This is a genomic window from Finegoldia sp. BIOML-A2 (assembly GCF_009678315.1).
GTDB lineage: Bacteria > Bacillota > Clostridia > Tissierellales > Peptoniphilaceae > Finegoldia > Finegoldia magna.
The window spans coordinates 237,384-257,879 of sequence record NZ_WKZE01000001.1 but is presented as its reverse complement, the minus strand read 5'-3'; the positions used below and the strand labels follow the sequence as shown (position 1 = coordinate 257,879).

Sequence of the window (20,496 nt, the reverse complement as noted above, 5' to 3'; positions counted from 1 at the left end):
GAATCTTGGAATTTGTTGTGTCTGTATGATACAATGTTATAGAAAAGATTTTTAGGAGGAATTTATAGTGAAAAAACTTTTATTAACATTAGCTTTAGTATCAGCTTTAACTGTTACTGGATGTTCAAATAATTCAGATAAACCAGCTGACAATAATACTAAAACAGAAGAAAATGCTGAAAAACCAGCAGAAAAGACTGAAGAAAAAACTGAAGAAAAAACTGAAGAAAAAGCAGCCATAAAAGAAATGAAAGGCGCTGATCTTGAAGCTATCGAACAAGATAAAAAGAAAAAAGAAACTGTATTGGTTGTTGACGTTAGAAGCAAAGAAGAATACGACCAAGGTCACGTTAAATGGGCTATCAATATGCCAATTGACACTTTCGAACAAGAAGTTTCTAAGTTAGATGCTTACAAAGATAAAGCTGTAATCACAGTTTGCAACACAGGAAAGAAAAGCCAAAAAGCTGCTGAAATTTTAGTAAATAACGGATTCAAAGATGTTACAAACGCAGAAGGCGTTAAGAAATTTGAATACAAATTAGTTAAATTCGCTAACATTTTACCAGAAGATTTAGTAAAAGCATCTGAAGATACTAATAACGTAATAGTTGATGTTAGAGATAAAAAAGATTATGATGCAGGTCATATCAAAAATGCAATTAACATTCCATTAGATGAAGCAGATGCAAGATTATCAGAAATTCCTACAGATAAACCAGTTTACACTTATTGCTATTCTGGAAATAAATCTGGTCAATTAGCACAAAAATTAATCGACAGAGGAAACAAAGACGTATTCAACTCTTTAGATGGAACTAAAGAACACGACTACGAATTAGTAAAATAGTTTTTAAAATTAATGCGGCTCAGAATATGGGCCGCTTTTTTTACAGGAGATTGAATGAACGCAGTAATTTTAATGACTAAAATTCCAAATAAAAATTCTAAAACAAGATTATCTACAATTTTATCTGAAGAACAAAGGATAATGATGAGTAATAATTTGATAGAAAAAAACTTAAATGCTATCAAAAACTACAAATTTTTTTTGTCTCTAACTCCAGATGAATTATTTGACGATTACACGAAAAATTCTCCTTATGAATGTATAAGACAAATAGGAAATGATATTGGTGAGAGAATGAACAATTCTATAAAAGAAGTTTTGTCAAGTGGATATTCTAAGGTTATTTTAATCGGATCAGACATCATTGATTTTGATGGTGAGATTTTTGATGAAGCTTTTGACAAATTAGACACCAATGATGTTGTTTTCAGCCCAACTGAAGACGGCGGATACAGTTTGATTGGGATGAAAAAAGCGCACGACATGTTGTTTGAGAATAAAAAATACTCCAATCCAAATGTAGAAAACGATTTGGAAAATAGTTTGATTGAAAATGATTTGTCGTATTATAAACTGAAAGAAACGCACGATATTGACACAGATATTGATTTAGTAAAATACATATCCCAATCTGAAAATGTGAGATTACTTGGTAAAGGTGAGTACAATTCGAACTATCTGATAGATGATGATTATTTGATAAGAATTGCGCGTGAATCACAAATGCATTTGGATAATCAAATTGAATACGAGTATAATGCGCTCAAGTTTTTAGAAAAATCCAACGTAACAGCTAAAGTTTACGATTTGAAAAAGGATAAATTATCAGGGATTTCTTATCTTACTGAAGAGTATTTGATAGGAAGAGATTTGGATTATCATACTGATTTAAAAATCGCAGCATATTTGCTTTCACAAATCCACTCATTAGATGTTATTGGACAAGATTTTATAAAAGCAGACAGTCCTTTTAATATGATGTTCGACGAATTTACACAGATGTTTTCTCATTATCAAAAATGGGATAAGAAAATCCAATCCACTGAAAAGAAAATTTTAGATATGCTAAAATACATCAAAAATTTGGGACTGGATTCTACACTTGAAAATCCATGTCTTATCAATACTGAACTCAATAATAAAAATTTTATCATAGGAGATAAATCTTATATTATAGATTGGGAAAAACCGATTATAGGAGAGCGTGAGCAAGATTTGGCGCATTTTTTGGCACCAACGACGACTTTTTGGAAGACGGATGTAATATTTGATATGGACACTATGTATGATTTCTTGGACGAGTATGATAAAGTAGCAAAAGTAAAAGTCGATAGGAAAAAATTCGTAAAATATTTGTTGTTCACATGTCTCAGAGGAATAACTTGGTGTTCAATGGCATATACTCAATACGTGGATGAGAATAGAGATAGTGGATTTACTTTTGAAAAGATAAAAGCATATTTGTCTGATGAATTTTTGGATAATATATGGGAGTTTATAAAAGCGAATGATTTCAGTAATAGTGCCAGTGTATAATGAATCTGACAAAATCGATAGGTTTATCGACCACCTGGATGTTTTTGATGATGAGTTTGAGGTGGTTTTCAGCGTAAGTGGAGATGACGACACGTTTGAAAAAATCAGAGACAGAGGATATAATCCAATTAGAAGCATCAAGGGTCGTGGCAATCAAATTATAAATGGAATTGCAAAATCAACAGGGAAAATAATTCTGATTCTTCACGCGGATACTTTCTTCAAAGAAAATCCAAAAGAAGAAATCAAATCAATTTTACAAAATTATAAAATGGGTTGTTTCAGCATTTCGTTTGTTCCAAAACAGTTCATAATGCAAATTGTCGCATTTAATTCTAGTAATCGTGTCAGACAAAGAAACATCGCATTCGGAGATCAGGGAATGTTTTTCACGAGAGCGTTTTACGATGAGATGGGTGGATTCAAAAATATTGATTTAATGGAAGATTACGATTTTTCAATTAGAGTAAAGGAAAAAGGATACAAAATTTTTCTTTCAAAAATGAAGATATATTCTTCATCGCGTAGATTTCAGAAAAATGGGCCTTTTAGAACTATGTGGATGATGCAGAAATGTCAACATATGTATCGCAAGGGGGAAAAGGTAGATGATATCAAACAAAAGTACAAATGATTACTTACAAGAAGTTAAGGACAAGTGTATTGAATGTGGTAAATGCACAAAATGTTGTCCTTTTTTGACGAAATACAAAATTAATTTAAAAGATTTTGCTGACAGACAAGACTTGGCGTTTTCTTGTTTCTTGTGTCAAAAATGCAAAGCGGTGTGTCCGGTTGATTTGGATGGAAAAAAGATTTCTCTTATTTTAAGAAAACAAAATCCTAAATTCGAATCAGTAAAAAAACAAAAAGAAAATTATTTCTTCAAAAACAAATCTAAAAGAAAAACAAAAGATTTGTTGTATTTGGGCTGTAATTTCCCAGCATTTTATCCAGATACTACAAAATATTTAATGGAATTGTTCAACAAAGAAGGATTTGATTATTCAATTGATTGTTGCAATCTACCAAGTGATTATACTGGATTTGAAAATAATTATATGGAAAGATTTGAAAAAGAACTCAAAGATAAAGAAGTGGAAAGAATTGTGTGCGTGTGTCCAAACTGTTTCCACAAATTTTACAAAAATTTGTCGGTTGAAGTTATTACGATTTTCAAATGGCTTGAAGAAAGAGATATGATACAAGACATTGACGAGGAAGTAAATGTGTTCTTCCCATGCTCTGACCGATATAATCACATAATTTTTGAAGAAATCAAAAGACATATCAAAGGATTTAACAATAAATACATAAGTACAAACTGCTGTGGAGCAGGTGGAATTGCAGGAAAAAGCGAAAAAGACATCGCAACTCAAATGCAAAACTCCATTAAAAACGAAAAAATGTATACTTATTGTGCGACTTGTTCATCCAAGTTTGTGGCAAATAATGAAGTGCACCATTTTGTAAGTACAATGGTTGGTATAGATGAAAAATGCGACCCAAGCTTTTTCAAAAATGCATTAAAAGGAAAATTTAGGGGGAGAAAATGAGATTCGAAGACAGAATTCCAGAACAATTTAAGAAAACTGGCGATATCACAACACTACAATTAAACATTACTGAAAAATGTAATTTGCGTTGTAAACACTGCCACGTTATGAAGAACAGCGAAAACTTAGAAATGAGCAAAGAAACTATGGAAGATTGCTTGAAGTTTTTGGGTAACCACAAGATGAAAACTGTGGATATAACAGGGGGAGAGCCAACAACACATCCAGAAATCGTGTGGTTTATGAAGGAATGTTTGAAAAGAGCGGACGAACTTATTATTAGAACGAACGCAACAGATATCGAAAAAAACAAGGAATTAATGGATTTGTTTGATAAAGAAAAAATCAAAATTGTCGTATCTCTTCCTTGCTACACACAAGACAATGTAGATAGCCAAAGAGGAGATGGCGTATACGACAAAGTCATAGCTAACTTGAAGAAACTTAATGAAATGGGCTATGGAACTGAAAAAGAATTGGACTTGGTTTATAATCCGCTTGGAGGATTCTTACCACCAGAACAATCCAATCTTCAATCAGATTATGAACGCGAATTGAAAAAGAAGGATGTTGTGTTTAATAATTTGTTCACTATTACAAATATGCCTATTGGATATTTTAAAGATTTTTTAATTGACAAAGGCGAATACGAAGATTACATGAAATTGTTGGAAGATAATTACAATGAAGAAACTTGTGAAAATATAATGTGTAGATTCCAAATTTCTGTAGATAGTTTGGGAAATCTTCACGATTGCGACTTCCACTTAGCAGAAAAAGTCCCAATGAAAGACTACACAAACATCAAAGATTTAATCGATGTGAAGGATTTATCCAGAGAAATCGTGTGGAAAGATTACTGCTACGGATGTACTGCAGGAAGTGGATCAAGTTGTGGAGGTGCATTGGATGAGTAAATTAACTAACGAAGAAATTTGGCAACAATTTACAGAAGGAATAGATTGTGCGCAAGTAGTTTTGAGATATTTCGCAGATGATTTGGGCGTAGATAAGGAACTTGTTACAAAAATCGCATCACCATTTACAGGTGGAATGTACAAAGGAATGACATGTGGAGCAGTAACTGGTGCCTACATGGTTTTAGGAATTAAATACGGTCATTCAAAGCCGAATGAAGGCGAAAAGAAAGTTGAATTAGTAAAAAAAATGTTCGAATTCGATACCAAATTCAAAGAAAAACAATCTACGATAATTTGTGAAGAAATATTGGGAGATAATATAGCAGAAAATCTTGAAAAAATCGAACAAGAAAACACGATGCAAAGAAAATGTCCACAAGCTGTGAACGATGCAATAGATATATTAGAGGAAATGTTTGAAGAAAAATAAAATGAGAGCTGTCTACTTCGGTAGGCAGCTTTTTAAGTGTGGATTTAAAAATCCTAATGTAAGGGCAATAAATATTTCTATTTAAATAATGATATAATACAAGTAACAAATGAAAGAGAGAAAATTATGATTATTATTAGAAATATAAAATTAAAAAATGACGACGAAAGCGAATTGAAGAAAAAAATCTCTAAAATGATTGGAATGAAAAACTTCAATTATGAAATCTACAGAAAATCAATTGATGCTAGAAGGGGAATTCTGTTTAATTACCAAGTTATCGTGGATGTTGATTTGTCTGATAAAAAAATAAAATCAATCAAAAATTGCGAAAGATATCATGAAGAAGATTTTAACCTAGAAGATGTCGATAATTCGAAAAGCGTCACAGTTGTTGGAAGTGGTCCTGCGGGATTGTTTTGTGCGTATTTATTAGCGAAAAAAGGAGCTAAGGTGAAAGTTATTGAACGAGGAAGCGAGGTATCCAAAAGAGTTGAAGATATCAACAAATTCCTGGATACTGGTAAGCTTAACACAAACAGTAACGTGCAATTTGGAGAAGGTGGAGCTGGAACTTTTTCTGACGGCAAATTAACTGCACGTTCCAAAGACAAAAGAGTCAGGGAAGTTTTGAAGACTTTTGTGGACTACGGCGCTCCTAGTGAAATTATGTATGACTCCAAGCCTCACATAGGAACCGATGAATTGCAAAAAGTAATTGTGAATATGAGAAATGACCTTATCAAAATGGGTTGTGAATTTGAATTCGATACATTAATCGACGATGTCGAAATTGAAAATGAAAAATGTGTGGGAATAAAATCGCATAATAGAAAATTTCAATCTGACTATTACGTTTTGGCTCTTGGAAATAGTTCTAGAGACACGGTGATGATGTTAGCCGACAAAATTAAAATGACGAACAAACCTTTTGCGGTTGGTTTTAGAATTGAGCATCCACAAAAAATGATTGATTTTGCACAATATAAATGCGACAGAGATCTTCCAAGTGCGACTTATCAGCTTTCTTATTCTGAAGAAAACAAAAGAGGAGTGTACACTTTCTGTATGTGTCCAGGCGGATATGTAATCAATGCTTCTAGTGAAGAAAATGAATTGTGCGTCAATGGTATGAGTTTTCACAAAAGAGACGGCAAAAACGCAAATAGTGCGATTGTGTGTGGTATAGATGAAGATACTTATGGACATAATTTATTAGACGGGATTAGATTTCAACAAGAAATCGAACGCAAAGCTTTTGAATTGGGAGGAGCGAACTACAATGCTCCAGTTCAGTTGATAAAAGATTTTATGGATGATAAAAAATCTGAAAAGATCGGAGAAGTTGAACCTACTGTAAAACCGGGATATGTTTTGAGCAATTTGAATGATATTTACCCAGAGCATGTTACAAATTACATTAAAACTGCGATTAAAATGATGGACAACAAGCTTCACGGATTTTCAATGGATGATGCTATACTCACAGGAGTTGAAACGAGAACATCGTGTGCAGTGAGAATGGATCGAGATGATTTGTTAAGAAGTGAAAATGTTGATAATTTATACGTGATTGGCGAAGGTAGTGGATATTCTGGAGGAATCGTATCAAGTGCGATTGACGGATTGAAGGCTGCTGAAGTTATTCTTACATCAAAGTTATCTAAATAATTTAAAAAACTAAATTATTGGGTATATTTAATAAAAGCTAAATTTTTAATTAATTTGAAGAGGGGAATAAAATGATACTTTGTATAACTGCGAATCCTGCTATTGATGTGATTTACGAAATGGATGAGCTGGATACTAATGGAGTAAATGTTGTTGATGATGCGTACAAAACGCCTGGAGGCAAAGGGATAAATGTGTCCAAAGTTTTGGATTTGTTGAGGGCAGATTTCATGGTTACAGGCTTTATTGGAGGAAGTAATGGAGATTATGTAATCGACAAGTTAGACGATGTGAATATCAAGCACGACTTTATTTTTACAAATGTCGACACAAGAAACTGCATTAGAGTAATTCATGGCGATAAGCAATTTGAAATCTTTGAAAAAACTAACAAAATTGATTCTAGATTTGAAAGAACTTTTATGTCACTTATTAAAGAAATCGGAAAAAATTACAATATAGCAGTAATCAGTGGAAGTTTGATGAATGGTTTATCCGAAGATTTTGTCGAAGAAACTATGGATATTCTAAAAGCTAATAGCAAGATTATTTTGGATACAAATGGACAAGTGACTAAAAAAGTGTTGGAAAATAATTATAAACCATTTGCTATCAAGCCTAATTTCTACGAATTTAAGGAAATCATTGGTTTAACAGAAGATATTTCTTCAGAAGATTTCATAAACAAAGATTCTGAGTATTTGAAGAACATCTTTGAAAACGAGTTGCTAGATGATATTGAAATAGTTTTGGTTACCAATGGAAAATACGGAGCAATTTTAAAATACAAAGATAATTTGTACAGGATTTCTGTTCCTCAATACAAAATTCAAAGAACTGTCGGAAGTGGAGATGCAACCGTTGCAGGATTGGCGAAATTCTTGGATGATGAAGAAGGCATTATGGAAACTGTTTTGAAGGCTTTATCTCTTGGCGTATTAAATGCGAGAGTTTCAGAAGTTGAAAAATTGGACGCAGATAAAATAAACGAAGTAGCAGAACAAATAAATGTTGAATTATTATAGAAGATTTACGCATCAAAAGTTTTTTTGGTGCTTTTTTCTTGCTCAAAAATTTGTATTTCTGATATAATAACTGTAAAGAAAATAAAAGGAATAAATTTGCTTGACTTGTGATCATTTGTATGGTAAATTTATTCTCAACATTAAAAATTTTTAACAAAGTTTTTATTTATTTTATGAGGAGGGTATTATGCAATTTATCGGCGAAGGATTAACATTTGATGACGTACTTCTAGTACCAGGTCCATCAGAAGTGTTACCTAATGAAACTATCTTGAAAACAAGATTAACTAAAAAAATTGAATTGAACATTCCTATGATGTCAGCAGGAATGGATACTGTAACTGAGTCAAAAATGGCTATCGCTATGGCGAGACAAGGCGGGATCGGAATTATTCACAAGAACATGACTATTGAAGAACAAGCAAGAGAAGTAGATAGAGTTAAACGTTCAGAAAATGGAATAATTACTGATCCTTTTTACTTATCTGCAGATGACAAAATCGTTGATGCGTTGAAATTGATGAGTCACTACAGAATTAGCGGTGTACCTATAGTTAATGATGATATGACTTTAGTCGGAATCCTAACTAACAGAGATGTTAGATTCGTAAAAGACGAACAACTTCCAATTGGTGATGTTATGACTAAAGAAGGATTAATCACAGGTCACGAAAACATATCAATGGATGAAGCCTTGGAAAAAATGATGAATGCTAAGATTGAAAAACTTCCAATTGTAGATGAAAACTTCAAATTAAAAGGCCTTATCACTACAAAAGATGTTGAAAAAACAATCCAATATCCAAATTCAGCAAGAGATTCACAAGGAAGATTATTAGTTGGTGCAGCTGTTGGTATCACTAATGATATGATTGAAAGATGTCAAGCTTTAGTGGATGCAAAAGTTGACGTCGTAACAATCGACACAGCTCACGGTCATTCAAGAGGAGTTTTGAATGCTGTAACTAAATTAAAGAAAGCTTTCCCAGATCTTCAAATAATCGCAGGTAACGTTGCAACAGCAGATGCTACAAGGGATTTGATAGAAGCTGGAGCAGATTGTGTTAAAGTTGGTATTGGACCTGGATCTATTTGTACGACAAGAGTTGTAACAGGTATAGGTGTTCCTCAAATGACAGCTATAATCGAATGTGCGAAAGAAGCTGATAAACATGGTATTCCAATCATTGCCGATGGTGGTATTAAATACTCAGGTGATATTACAAAGGCATTAGCAGCAGGTGCATCTGTTATTATGGCAGGTAGCTTGTTCGCTGGTACTGAAGAAAGCCCTGGAGAATTAGTTGTATTAGAAGGTAGACAATACAAAGAATACAGAGGAATGGGTTCGCTTGGAGCTATGAAAGCTGGAAGTGGAGACAGATATTTCCAAAATAACACTAAAAAATACGTTCCAGAAGGAGTAGAAGGTAGAGTTGCTTACAAAGGATCTGTAGCAGAAGTTGTTTATCAATTAGTTGGTGGACTTCGTTCAGGTATGGGTTATGTAGGAAGCAAAGACTTAGTTGAATTAAAAGAAAAATCAAAATTCGTGAAGATTTCTCCAGCAACACTTGTAGAAAATCATCCACATGATATTACAATTACTAGAGAATCTCCAAACTATACAAAAAAATAGGAGCAAACAATGGATATTAGATTAATAATGGGAAGCAGTTCAGATATTGAAGTTGCAAAAAAAGTTACTAAAATGTTGAAAAAATTTGATCTATCTTACGAAGTATCAGTTATTTCAGCACACAGAGCATTGGATGTTTTAAAAGAAACTGTTGAAAAAGACGACTGCAAAGTTTACATCACAATCGCTGGAAAAGCAGCACACTTAGGTGGAGTAACAGCTGGAATGACAACAAAACCAGTTATAGGAATTCCTGTAAAAGGATCTGCACTTGCTGGAATGGATGCTTTGTATTCAATAGTTCAAATGCCTAAAGGAGTTCCAGTTGCAACTGTAGCAATCGATGGTGGAGAAAATGCAGCTATCTTAGCAGCTCAAATGATTGCTTTGTCTGACGAAAAACTAGCTCAAAAATTAAAAGATTACAAAGAAGAAATGAAACAAGGTGTCATTGATTCCGACAGGGAGTTAGAAGAAATATAATGGGATTAACTTACAAAGATTCTGGTGTAGATAAAGAAAAAGGCTACGAAGAAGTTCAAATCATAAAAGAAATCGTAAAGAAAACTCATGGAAAAGAAGTTCTAACAGGTATCGGTGGATTTGCTGGTTTATTTAAACCAGAAATCTCCGATATGAAAGAACCTGTATTAGTTAGTGGAACTGATGGCGTTGGAACAAAAATCAAATTAGCCATGGAACTAGACAAACACGATACAGTTGGTATTGATTTGGTTGCAATGTGTGTTAATGATGTTTTGTGCCAAGGAGCAAAGCCATTGTTCTTCTTGGATTACATCGCTACAGGAAGTTTAAAACCAGAAAAAATGGCAGATTTGGTTCGTGGGGTAGCAGAAGGTTGTACACAATCAGAATGTGCATTAATCGGTGGAGAAACTGCCGAAATGCCAGGGTTGTACAAAGAAAATGATTATGATTTGGCGGGATTTGCAGTTGGAATCGTAGACCGCGAAAAAATAATTGACGGAAGTAGCATTAAAGAAGGCGATGTTGCAATATCTTTGTCATCAAGCGGAGTTCACAGCAATGGATTTTCACTTGTAAGAGCGGCATTGGATATGGCAAATGTGAAATTATCCGACAAATTTGAAGATACTACAGTTGGAGAAAGACTTTTGGTTCCTACGAGAATTTACGAAAAAGAAATATCAGCTTTATTAAAAGAAGTTCAAATCAAAGGAATTGCTCACATCACAGGTGGTGGATTGTACGAAAACGTGCCTAGAATGTTGCCTGAAAATATAGGAATAGAATTTGACTTAAAAGAATCAGAAATTGATCCTGTGTTCAAAGCTATTCAAGAATGGGGAAATGTCGAAACAAAAGAAATGTTCTCCACATTTAATATGGGAATTGGAATGGTAATTGTAGTAGATGCAAAAGATGTGGATAAATCTCTTGAAGTATTACAAAAAATTGATCCAAAAGCAAAAAAATGCGGAGTTTGCAAACAAACAGAAACAAAAGTTGCGATTAATTTGGACTAATTTTTGAATAAATTAATTTTTTAAATAAGTATATACTTTAGAATTTAGGTACAGAAAATTTAAGAAACTAAGTAAAAATACTTTTGTAAAAGGATTGAGCAAAATATAAATTTATAAAATTAACAACCATTTATTTTTCAAAATTAAATGGTTGTTTTTGAATTGAAAAATGTATCCAAATATTGTGATATCAAGACTTGATAATACTTTTATGGTATAATATGTGAGTATTGGAGGGATTTAGATGTTAACAGTTAACAATTTAAGTGTCATATTCCCCGATAAAAAATTATTTGAGGATGTTAACCTAATTTTTAATCCAGGTAACTGTTACGGAGTTATTGGTGCGAATGGTGCTGGGAAATCTACATTCCTCAAAATTTTATCCGGAGAAAAAGAGCCTACAAAAGGCAATGTCACGATAGATAAGAACACAAGATTATCAAAACTTAACCAAGATCACTACGCTTTTGAAGAAAACAGCGTAATGGATACAGTTTTGATGGGAAACAAAAAGCTTTACGATATCCAAAAAGAAAAAGATGCTATATACATGAAGCCAGATTTCAGCGATGAAGATGGAATGAGAGCAGCGGAATTAGAAGCAGAATTCCAAGAACTTGGAGGATATGAAGCAGAAGCGGAAAGTTCATCTTTGCTGCAAGGTTTGGGAATAACGACACAACAACATTTTATGTTGATGAGAGATTTGAAAGAATCTGACAAGGTAAAGGTGTTATTGGCACAAGCTTTGTTCGGAAATCCAGGAATATTGTTACTAGACGAACCTACAAATGGTTTGGATTTGAAAGCAATATTATGGCTACAAGATTTTCTGATGGATTTTCCAGGAATTGTAATCATAGTATCTCACGATAGATATTTCTTAAACGAAGTGTGCACTCATATGGTCGATGTTGACTACGGAAAGATTAATATGTTCGTTGGTAACTACGATTTCTGGTATGAATCAAGCCAACTTGCACTTCGAATGCAAAAAGAGCAAAACAAGAAAAAAGAAGACAAAATCAAAGAACTTCAAGATTTCATTCAAAGATTTTCTGCCAATAAATCAAAATCCAAACAAGCTACAAGTAGGAAAAAACTTCTCGATAAAATTACATTGGATGACATTAAACCATCTAGTAGACGTTATCCATTCGTTGGATTCGAGCTTTCAAGAGAAGTTGGTAATGAAATTTTGAATGTAGAAAACTTGACTGTAGAACAAAATGGCAACAAGCTTATCGATAATTTGAGCTTCAGAGTAAATAAAGGAGATAAGATTGGATTCATCGGAAACGAAATCGCCATCACGAAATTCTTCGAAATAATCAACGGAAACGATGATGATTATATAGGAGAATACAAATGGGGACAAACTATAACTCACACGTATTTTCCAAAAGATAATACTAGGTTCTTCGAAGATTTCGATTTGAATTTGATTGATTGGTTGAGACAATTCAGCGAAGAAAAATCTGAAATTCACATCAGAGGATTTTTGGGAAAGATGCTTTTTTCAGGTGATGAAGCTTTGAAGAAAGCCAACGTTCTTAGCGGGGGCGAAAAAGTCAGAATGATGTTTTCCAAAATGATGGTAACACAAGCCAACGTCTTGGTGTTCGACCAACCTACAAACCATTTGGATTTGGAAAGTATCGAAGCTGTAAATAACGGTTTGATTACATTCAAATCAAACATTTTGTTCACATCACTCGATCACCAATTTGTATCTTCTGTTGCAAATAGAATTATTGAAATATTTGATGACGGAACTTATCGTGACGTATCAATGAATTACGAAGACTATATAGAAAAATATTTAACTAATAATTAGGAGTAGAAATGAAACATCAATTAGTTATTGTGGTAGATTTTGGAGGACAATATAATCAACTAATCGCTCGTCGTGTAAGAGATTTGAACGTGTACTGCGAAGTTGTTCCTTACAAAAAAGCATTGAATGCTATTAAGGAAAAACAACCGATCGGGATAATCTTCACAGGCGGACCAAACAGCGTTTACGAAGAAAATTCTCCACAAATCGATAAAGAAATTTTTGAATTAAATATTCCTATTTTGGGAATGTGCTACGGAATGCAACTTATCTCCAAAGATTTTGGTGGAGTTGTTGAAAAGGCAAAAAATCGTGAATTTGGTAAAACTAATGCCAAAATTGCAAATCAAAGTTCTATCTTAAAAGATATGAGCGACGAAAGCATCGTGTGGATGAGTCACACTGATTTCGTATCAGAAAAACCAGAAGGATTTGACATCATTCAAACAACGGACTCTTGCCCAGTAGCAGCAATTGCAAATGAAGACAAGAAAATCTACGCTGTTCAATATCACCCAGAAGTTAATCATACAGTTGAAGGTAAAATACTTATCAAAAACTTCCTTTATGAAATCTGTAAAGCTGATGGAGATTGGACAATGGAAAACTTCTTGGAAGAACAAATCCAAAAAATCAGAAAAACTGTAGGCGACAAAAAAGTTTTGTTGGCATTATCAGGTGGGGTAGACAGTTCCGTATGTGCATCACTTCTATCAAAAGCTATCGGCAAAAACTTGACATGCGTATTCGTTGACCATGGTTTGATGAGAAAAAATGAAGGCGACGAAGTCGAAGCCGCATTCAAAAATGACGAATTGAACTTCGTAAGAGTAGATGCAAAAGACAGATTCCTAGATAAATTAAAAGGCGTATCAGATCCAGAACAAAAGAGAAAAATCATCGGAGAAGAATTCATCAGAGTATTTGAAGATGAAGCTAAGAAAATCGGATCTGTAGATTTTTTAGCGCAAGGTACAATCTATCCCGATGTAATAGAATCTGGACAAGGCGATGCATCCGTTATCAAATCTCACCATAACGTTGGAGGACTTCCAGATGTAGTTGATTTCAAAGATTTAATCGAACCACTTCGCGATTTATTCAAAGACGAAGTCAGAAGATTGGGATTAGAATTAGAAATGCCAGAATATTTGGTATATCGTCAACCATTCCCAGGACCAGGATTAGGAATCAGAGTTATGGGAGAAATCACTGAAGAAAAATTAGAAGTGTTGCGTGAAGCAGACTATATATTCAGAGACGAAGTTGCAAAAGCAGGAATCGACAAAGACATCAACCAATACTTCGCAGTAATCACTAACAACAGAACAGTAGGAGTAATGGGAGATTTCAGAACTTACGATTACACATTGGCACTAAGAGCTGTAACAACAACAGACTTCATGACAGCCGATTGGGCAAGAATCCCATACGAAGTATTAGATAAAACTTCAGTAAGAATAATCAACGAAGTAGACCATATCAATAGAATAGTTTACGATATTACAAGCAAACCACCAGCAACAATTGAATGGGAATAAATTGGCGGTCTAAATGGCGTATTAAACTTGATTCGTCGCCTCACAACCTCGACGTACTAATTGTACGACTCGGCTGCGAGGCTCCTCATCGGCGTCTAATCCATCCATTTATTTTCGCAAATTGTTGTAGCATTTTAAATGGCGAACTAGGCTTGTTTCGAAAGAAACTCATTACGGCATTTCCTGTACTTCGCCTATTTCATCCATTTTTCCTCGAAAATTATTTTAAATCTCGATAAAGGAAATAAAAAGATGCGAGCAAATAGCGTGCATTTGTTAAAAAGAATAAATTGAATGATAGTTCCAAGTGGTTTGTATTTGGATAAAAATTAGACCGTAGTTTCAAGCTACGGTCTTTTTGCCAACATATTACGAGGATTAATTTATTTAGACATCTCCAATGGCTACTTTCAAATGTAACAAATAATATAAACAAGATTGCAAAAATAACCAATACAACGGGAGTCATTTAGAAGAAAGATATTGATTATATGAGAGAAAAAATAGAAAAATTGGCAAAAGAAATTTGGGATATACATTCCCTGTTATTAAGGAAATAATTTTTCATTCAGTTCGAGATAAGAGAATAAAAGCCTGTTAAAAGAATTGTTTTAATGGTATAATTAAGACAATATAGATAAATATAGGGAGTTGTTTCGAATATCTCATGTTGAAATTTAGTTATAAAAAATTGTTTAAAAAACTTATAGACTTAGAAATGAAAAATACTGAACTTATGGACAAAGCACAAATCAGTAAAAGTACATTTTATAAAATAAAAAATGGACAAAATGTTACTACAGATGTGATTTTAAGAATTTGCAATACATTGAATTGTGATATTTCAGATGTGATGGAATGTGTAGAGTTTGAGACAGAGGAGATAAAAAATGAAATTGATTAGTTTGTTTTCAGGAGCAGGAGGACTTGACTTAGGATTTCAAAAGGCGGGTTATGAGATAGTAGCAGCCAATGAATTTGATAAAACTATTTGGGAAACATATGAAAAAAACCATGAAACAAAATTGATAAAAGGTGATATATGCAAAATACCTTCAGATGAATTTCCAGAATGTGATGGGATAATAGGTGGACCACCTTGTCAATCATGGAGCGAAGCAGGCTCGCTTAAAGGAATTAATGATCCTAGAGGACAACTATTTTATCAATATATCAGAATTTTAAAAGATAAAAAACCTAAATTTTTTCTTGCTGAAAATGTAAAAGGAATGATGGCAAAAAGACACAACTCTGCAGTAGAAAATATAGTTTCACAGTTCGAAGAGGCTGGATATGACGTATTTATCCATTTATTAAATGCAAGTGACTATGGAGTACCACAAGATAGAAAAAGAGTCTTTTATGTAGGATTTAGAAAAGATTTGAATATTAGTTTTGATTTACCTCCTAAACCATACGATTATAAGTTGACATTTAAAGACGCTATTTATGACTTAAAAGATAATGCAATTCCAGCTTTAGAAAAGAATAAAACTAATGGTGATAATTGCAATTTCTCAAATCATGAATATTTTATAGGAGCATACTCTCCAATATTTATGAGTAGGAATAGAGTGCGTGATTGGGACGAACAAGCATTTACTGTTCAGGCTTCTGGTAGACAATGCCAATTGCATCCTCAAGCCCCTAAAATGATTAAAAAAGATAAGAATAAGCAAATATTTGAACCAGGTAAGGAAGAGTTGTATAGAAGATTATCTGTTAGAGAATGTGCAAGGATACAAGGATTTCCGGACGATTTTAAATTCTATTATACAAATTTAAATGATGCTTATAAGATGATAGGCAATGCAGTTCCAGTAAACCTTGCTTATGAAATGGCTAAAGCCATTGACTTAGCACTTAATAAACCTAGTATATTTTCTTATCCTAAACAATTACAAATGATTTAGAGGTGTGTTATGAGTAACAAAAGTAATAACCAAGGTAGAGCTTATGAATTTGCATATTTGAATTCTCTACATGAAGAAATATCAAAATATAGGGTCTCAAAAATTGAAAAAAACTCAAGCTACAAAGCTGCTGAAAAGGCGTGGAATACTTTAGAAGAATCTGAAAAAGATATGTATAAGGTAAGTGCTCTGGCAGGAACTAATGCTATTTTAGAATTAGAGCCTTTAATATTAGATGATGGAGATGATGAGTTAGAATTAAAAATTCAGACTGATCATAAGGGAAAAGACGGAGATGTAAGGGATGTTTTAATCATTAGAAAAGGCATAGAATGGGAAATCGGTCTAAGTGTAAAACATAATCATTTTGCGGTTAAGCACAGTAGATTATCTAAAGGATTAGACTTTGGAGAAAAGTGGTACGGAATAAAATGCTCTGATAAATATTGGGAAGATATAAAACCTATTTTTGATTATTTAGAAGATGAAAAGGCAAAAGGATCAAAATGGAGAGATCTTCCTAGCAAAGAAGATGATGTTTATTTACCACTTCTAAATGCTTTTAAGGATGAAATAGATAGGCAAAATAATGTTTATGGTAAAGATATTCCAAAATTAATGGTTGAGTATCTTCTTGGAGAGTTCGATTTTTATAAAGTAATTGGTATTGACAGTAAACAAATTACACAAGTTCAAAGCTATAACCTGAGAGGCACTCTGAATAAAGAAGGTAATGTAAGAAAAAGAAGTGTCAAGCTGCCAATAGCATCGTTACCTACAAGGATTGTTAGTCTTGAATTTAGACCAGGAAGCAAAAACACCTTGGAACTATATCTTGATAGAGGTTGGCAATTTAGCTTTAGAATACACAATGCAGCAACAAAAGTAGAAACAAGTTTGAAGTTTGATATACAGATAATAGGTATGCCTACTACTATCATTTCTATAGATTGCAAATGGAAGTAATAATTCCTTATTAAATACTATAAATATAAGTGTATTTTAAAAATAAGGAGGTATTTATGAGATATGGAGCTATTGATTTATTTTGCGGTGTAGGAGGATTAACATGCGGTCTTGAAAAATCTGGTATTAATGTAATTGCCGGATTTGATTTAGATAAAACATGTGAATATTCATACACACATAATAATAATGCAAAATTTATTAATAAGAACATAGAAGATATAACTGCAAAAGAGATAGAAGAATTATTTTTTGGATATGATATAAAAATATTAGCTGGATGTGCTCCGTGTCAGCCTTTTTCTATGCATCAAAAAGATAAAAGTAATAGAAAAAAACATAAGGATTGGAGCTTACTTTATCAATTTGGCCGTTTAATTAATGAAGTTAAACCTGATATAGTTTCTATGGAAAATGTGCCCGAGTTATTAAAAGAAGAAGTCTTTAATGACTTTATAGATACATTAGAAAATTGCAATTATAATATTGATTATAAAATTGTTAATGCTGCAGATTATGGTGTTCCTCAACGAAGAAAAAGATTATTGCTTATAGCTTCAAGAGGTATGAAGATTAAATTTATTGAGCCTACTCATAAAATTCCTGTTACAGTTAGAGATGCAATATATAATTTACCTAAAATTGGAGCTGGTGAAATTAACAATGCTGATAATTTACACGTAACATCTGCCTTATCCAAAAAAAATCTACAAAGAATTCAACACTCTGTTCCTGGTGGAACTTGGAGAGATTGGCCTCAAAATTTAATATTGAATTGCCATAAAAAGCAAACCGGTCGTACTTATTCTTCTGTTTATGGCAGGATGAAATGGGATGAAGTGTCACCAACTATTACAACACAATTTATAGGATATGGCACTGGGAGATTTGGCCATCCAGAGCAAGACAGAGCATTAACACTTAGAGAAGGGTCAATATTACAAACTTTCCCTAATTCATATTCATTTGTTCCCAAAGATAGTAAGGTTATATTAAAAAATATAGCTAGACACATAGGGAACGCTGTTCCACCCAGATTAGGAGAAATTATAGGATTGAGTATAAGATCAAGTTATGAAAAAAGAAAGTGAGAAAATAAAATGGAAAATAATTTTACTTTTAACATTTCATTAAGCGTACTAAATCACTTAGGTAGAAATTTATATAGAAACATTATAACAATATTAGGTGAAGCTATATCAAATTCATGGGATGCAGATGCTAAAAATGTGTGGATAAATATCAATAAAAATAATAATTCTATGGAAATTATAGATGATGGTATTGGCATGACATACGAGGATTTTCAAAATAAATTTTTAAAAATAGGTTATTCAAAAAGAAAAAATGGTGATTATAAGACCGAAAGCGGGAGACCTTTTATAGGAAGAAAAGGTATAGGAAAATTGGCGTTATTATCTTGCGCTCAGAGAATCCATGTAGCATCTAAAACAAAAGAAACAGATATTGTAGGAGGTATTATTGATAATTCTAGTTTAGATGAAGCAATTAACGATGATTTAAATTCACAAGAATATGTACTTGAGAACCTTACATCTTATGATATACCATCACTAAATAAATTAGAAAAAGGAACTTATATTTTATTCGAAAATGTTAACGAAGGAATAACTAATACTGTTGATTATATAAAAAAATCAATAGCTTTATACTTTAGATTTTCGTTATTAGATGAAAATTTTAATTTATATGTTAATGACGAAAAAATTGATGAGAAAATGTTGAAGAGCTTAGCGGAAGATACCCAGTTTATTTGGATAATAAATAATATAGAAGACCCATTTATTAATCAATTATCTTCAGATATTGAGAAAAAATTATTAAAATCAAAGATTAATATTAAAGGTTATATTGCATCGGTTAACAAACCATCAAAACTTAAAATTCGTGGCACACAAGAAAAGGTAACGATTGATCTTTTTGTAAATGGAAGACTAAGGGAAAAAGATATATTGAGACACATCCCAACTTCTAGAATTGTTGAAAATTATGTATATGGTCAAATTCATTTTGATGATTTGGATTCAGGAGATACAAAAGATATATTTACAAGCAGTAGAGAAGGAATTATTTCTGATAATCAAAATTATAAACTACTCCTTAATGAAGTTGAAAGATTATTTAAAAACATAATGAATGATTGGGATGATCTAAGGCGTGAAAAAGGCGATGATGGTGATCCCGATAATATGAAGATTACACCTAAGAAGAGAAAAGCTCAGGAATTATTTAACACAACTATCAAGGAAATGAAAGAAACTCATAACCAAAATAGTGATTATAAAAAAGTTAAGAATAATCAACTTGTTGAAGAATGGGTTAAATCTTTATCTACTGAATCGGAATATAATATTCCATCGTATGTAGAATGTTTTATAGCTGAGAATCTCTTAAGAAAATATATAGTTCATAATAAAATGGAGTTATCCGATGAAGCAACCAAAGAAGCTAGTAAATGGAAGAAAAACGAAGAAAATAATAAGAGAGTAGCAAACATTAGTTATGATATAAGAGAATCAATGGAAGATATTTACTATCTTGATATGAAATGTTTGTCAAACTTTATTGATAAGGCACCAGATAAAAATAAAGATCCTGCGCTAAGTCGATCATCAGAAATATATAAACCTGTTAGAGACGCAGTTGGTCATACTTCAATTATAACACCAATAGCTAAACAACAATTGTCAATTGAACTAGAAAATATAAAGGCTAGAGTAATGAATTTAATGGATAAGGTTAGATGAATAAATTTGGTGCGAATAGTTTATTCCATATCCGGAACTGGGACTGGGATGGGACTAAAAATTTGAAAATGTCCTATAATTAGATGGATTTAGTGGTACAAGAAAAATTAGAATGTAGTATTTTGAATGGTTTGGGATATATCGTACGTTTGGAAAAGAAGAATGGGAATAAAATATTAATCAAAGGATAAGCTTAGGCTTGTCCTTTTTACGTGGGAAAAATGTTGTACTAGGAATGAATTAAACTCATTAAAATAGTCGAGGTGAATATATATGATATAATATTTTAAAACTAAATAATTATTTTTCATTGATATCACGAATACATATTTA

The 20,496-nt window shown here is 32.5% G+C and carries 18 protein-coding genes and 1 pseudogene; all 19 read left to right on the top strand.

The genetic code is table 11. The annotated features are described in order from the left end of the window. The first annotated feature begins 67 nt into the window (after nucleotides 1–67). The 19 genes and pseudogenes from GKF99_RS01200 to GKF99_RS01110 all read left to right on the top strand — a co-directional run bounded on the left by GKF99_RS01200 (nucleotide 68) and on the right by GKF99_RS01110 (nucleotide 20,163). Nucleotides 68–850 carry a rhodanese-like domain-containing protein gene (locus GKF99_RS01200; RefSeq protein WP_172976406.1) on the top strand — a complete coding sequence of 261 codons (783 nt, stop codon included), beginning with the start codon at nucleotides 68–70 and terminating at the stop codon, nucleotides 848–850. Between the two features lie 54 nt (nucleotides 851–904). Continuing rightward, nucleotides 905–2,386, top strand: coding sequence for a TIGR04282 family arsenosugar biosynthesis glycosyltransferase (locus GKF99_RS01195; RefSeq protein WP_154272432.1), 1,482 nt, complete (start codon nucleotides 905–907; stop codon nucleotides 2,384–2,386). Continuing rightward, entirely contained in the window at nucleotides 2,358–3,020 is a 663-nt protein-coding gene (locus tag GKF99_RS01190) for a TIGR04283 family arsenosugar biosynthesis glycosyltransferase (RefSeq protein ID WP_154272431.1), read from the top strand. The genes GKF99_RS01195 and GKF99_RS01190 overlap by 29 nt, the downstream gene beginning before the upstream one ends. After that, nucleotides 2,995–3,942: a (Fe-S)-binding protein gene (locus tag GKF99_RS01185; RefSeq protein WP_094223142.1), complete on the top strand. Its 948-nt coding sequence runs from the start codon at nucleotides 2,995–2,997 to the stop codon at nucleotides 3,940–3,942. The genes GKF99_RS01190 and GKF99_RS01185 overlap by 26 nt, the downstream gene beginning before the upstream one ends. Further along, nucleotides 3,939–4,859, top strand: coding sequence for an arsenosugar biosynthesis radical SAM (seleno)protein ArsS (arsS, locus tag GKF99_RS01180; protein ID WP_154272430.1), 921 nt, complete (start codon nucleotides 3,939–3,941; stop codon nucleotides 4,857–4,859). Before GKF99_RS01185 ends, arsS begins: the two co-directional genes overlap by 4 nt. Beyond that, complete coding sequence (locus GKF99_RS01175) at nucleotides 4,852–5,292, top strand: C-GCAxxG-C-C family protein (protein WP_094204092.1); 441 nt, start codon at nucleotides 4,852–4,854, stop codon at nucleotides 5,290–5,292. The genes arsS and GKF99_RS01175 overlap by 8 nt, the downstream gene beginning before the upstream one ends. Nucleotides 5,293–5,418: 126 nt before the next feature. Then, nucleotides 5,419–6,963 carry an FAD-dependent protein gene (locus GKF99_RS01170; protein WP_094207543.1) on the top strand — a complete coding sequence of 515 codons (1,545 nt, stop codon included), beginning with the start codon at nucleotides 5,419–5,421 and terminating at the stop codon, nucleotides 6,961–6,963. A 71-nt stretch (nucleotides 6,964–7,034) separates the two neighbouring features. Beyond that, on the top strand, nucleotides 7,035–7,988 hold the full coding sequence (locus GKF99_RS01165; protein WP_094207542.1) for a hexose kinase: 954 nt from the start codon (nucleotides 7,035–7,037) through the stop codon (nucleotides 7,986–7,988). A 187-nt stretch (nucleotides 7,989–8,175) separates the two neighbouring features. After that, a complete protein-coding gene (gene guaB, locus GKF99_RS01160; RefSeq protein ID WP_154272429.1) occupies nucleotides 8,176–9,627 on the top strand; it encodes an IMP dehydrogenase in 1,452 nt (483 codons plus the stop codon). Nucleotides 9,628–9,636: 9 nt separating this feature from the next. Beyond that, a complete protein-coding gene (gene purE / locus GKF99_RS01155; RefSeq protein WP_094205267.1) occupies nucleotides 9,637–10,110 on the top strand; it encodes a 5-(carboxyamino)imidazole ribonucleotide mutase in 474 nt (157 codons plus the stop codon). Further along, nucleotides 10,110–11,135: a phosphoribosylformylglycinamidine cyclo-ligase gene (gene purM, locus GKF99_RS01150; RefSeq protein WP_094205268.1), complete on the top strand. Its 1,026-nt coding sequence runs from the start codon at nucleotides 10,110–10,112 to the stop codon at nucleotides 11,133–11,135. Before purE ends, purM begins: the two co-directional genes overlap by 1 nt. A 244-nt stretch (nucleotides 11,136–11,379) precedes the next feature. Then, entirely contained in the window at nucleotides 11,380–12,975 is a 1,596-nt protein-coding gene (locus GKF99_RS01145; RefSeq protein WP_154272428.1) for an ATP-binding cassette domain-containing protein, read from the top strand. An 8-nt stretch (nucleotides 12,976–12,983) separates the two neighbouring features. Further along, nucleotides 12,984–14,516 carry a glutamine-hydrolyzing GMP synthase gene (gene guaA, locus GKF99_RS01140; protein ID WP_094205270.1) on the top strand — a complete coding sequence of 511 codons (1,533 nt, stop codon included), beginning with the start codon at nucleotides 12,984–12,986 and terminating at the stop codon, nucleotides 14,514–14,516. A 386-nt stretch (nucleotides 14,517–14,902) separates the two neighbouring features. Further along, nucleotides 14,903–15,076: pseudogene (locus GKF99_RS01135) on the top strand (mobilization protein); the annotation flags it as partial. 107 nt (nucleotides 15,077–15,183) lie between these two features. After that, entirely contained in the window at nucleotides 15,184–15,420 is a 237-nt protein-coding gene (locus GKF99_RS01130; RefSeq protein ID WP_154272427.1) for a helix-turn-helix transcriptional regulator, read from the top strand. After that, a complete protein-coding gene (locus tag GKF99_RS01125; protein ID WP_154272426.1) occupies nucleotides 15,407–16,429 on the top strand; it encodes a DNA cytosine methyltransferase in 1,023 nt (340 codons plus the stop codon). Before GKF99_RS01130 ends, GKF99_RS01125 begins: the two co-directional genes overlap by 14 nt. Nucleotides 16,430–16,438: 9 nt before the next feature. After that, the gene (locus tag GKF99_RS01120) at nucleotides 16,439–17,395 is read left to right on the top strand and encodes a HaeIII family restriction endonuclease (RefSeq protein WP_154272425.1); all 957 of its coding nucleotides are present in this window, start codon (nucleotides 16,439–16,441) and stop codon (nucleotides 17,393–17,395) included. A gap of 56 nt (nucleotides 17,396–17,451) precedes the next feature. Beyond that, nucleotides 17,452–18,486: a DNA cytosine methyltransferase gene (locus GKF99_RS01115; protein ID WP_154272424.1), complete on the top strand. Its 1,035-nt coding sequence runs from the start codon at nucleotides 17,452–17,454 to the stop codon at nucleotides 18,484–18,486. A 9-nt stretch (nucleotides 18,487–18,495) separates the two neighbouring features. Then, entirely contained in the window at nucleotides 18,496–20,163 is a 1,668-nt protein-coding gene (locus GKF99_RS01110; protein WP_154272423.1) for an ATP-binding protein, read from the top strand. Nucleotides 20,164–20,496 lie beyond the last annotated feature (333 nt).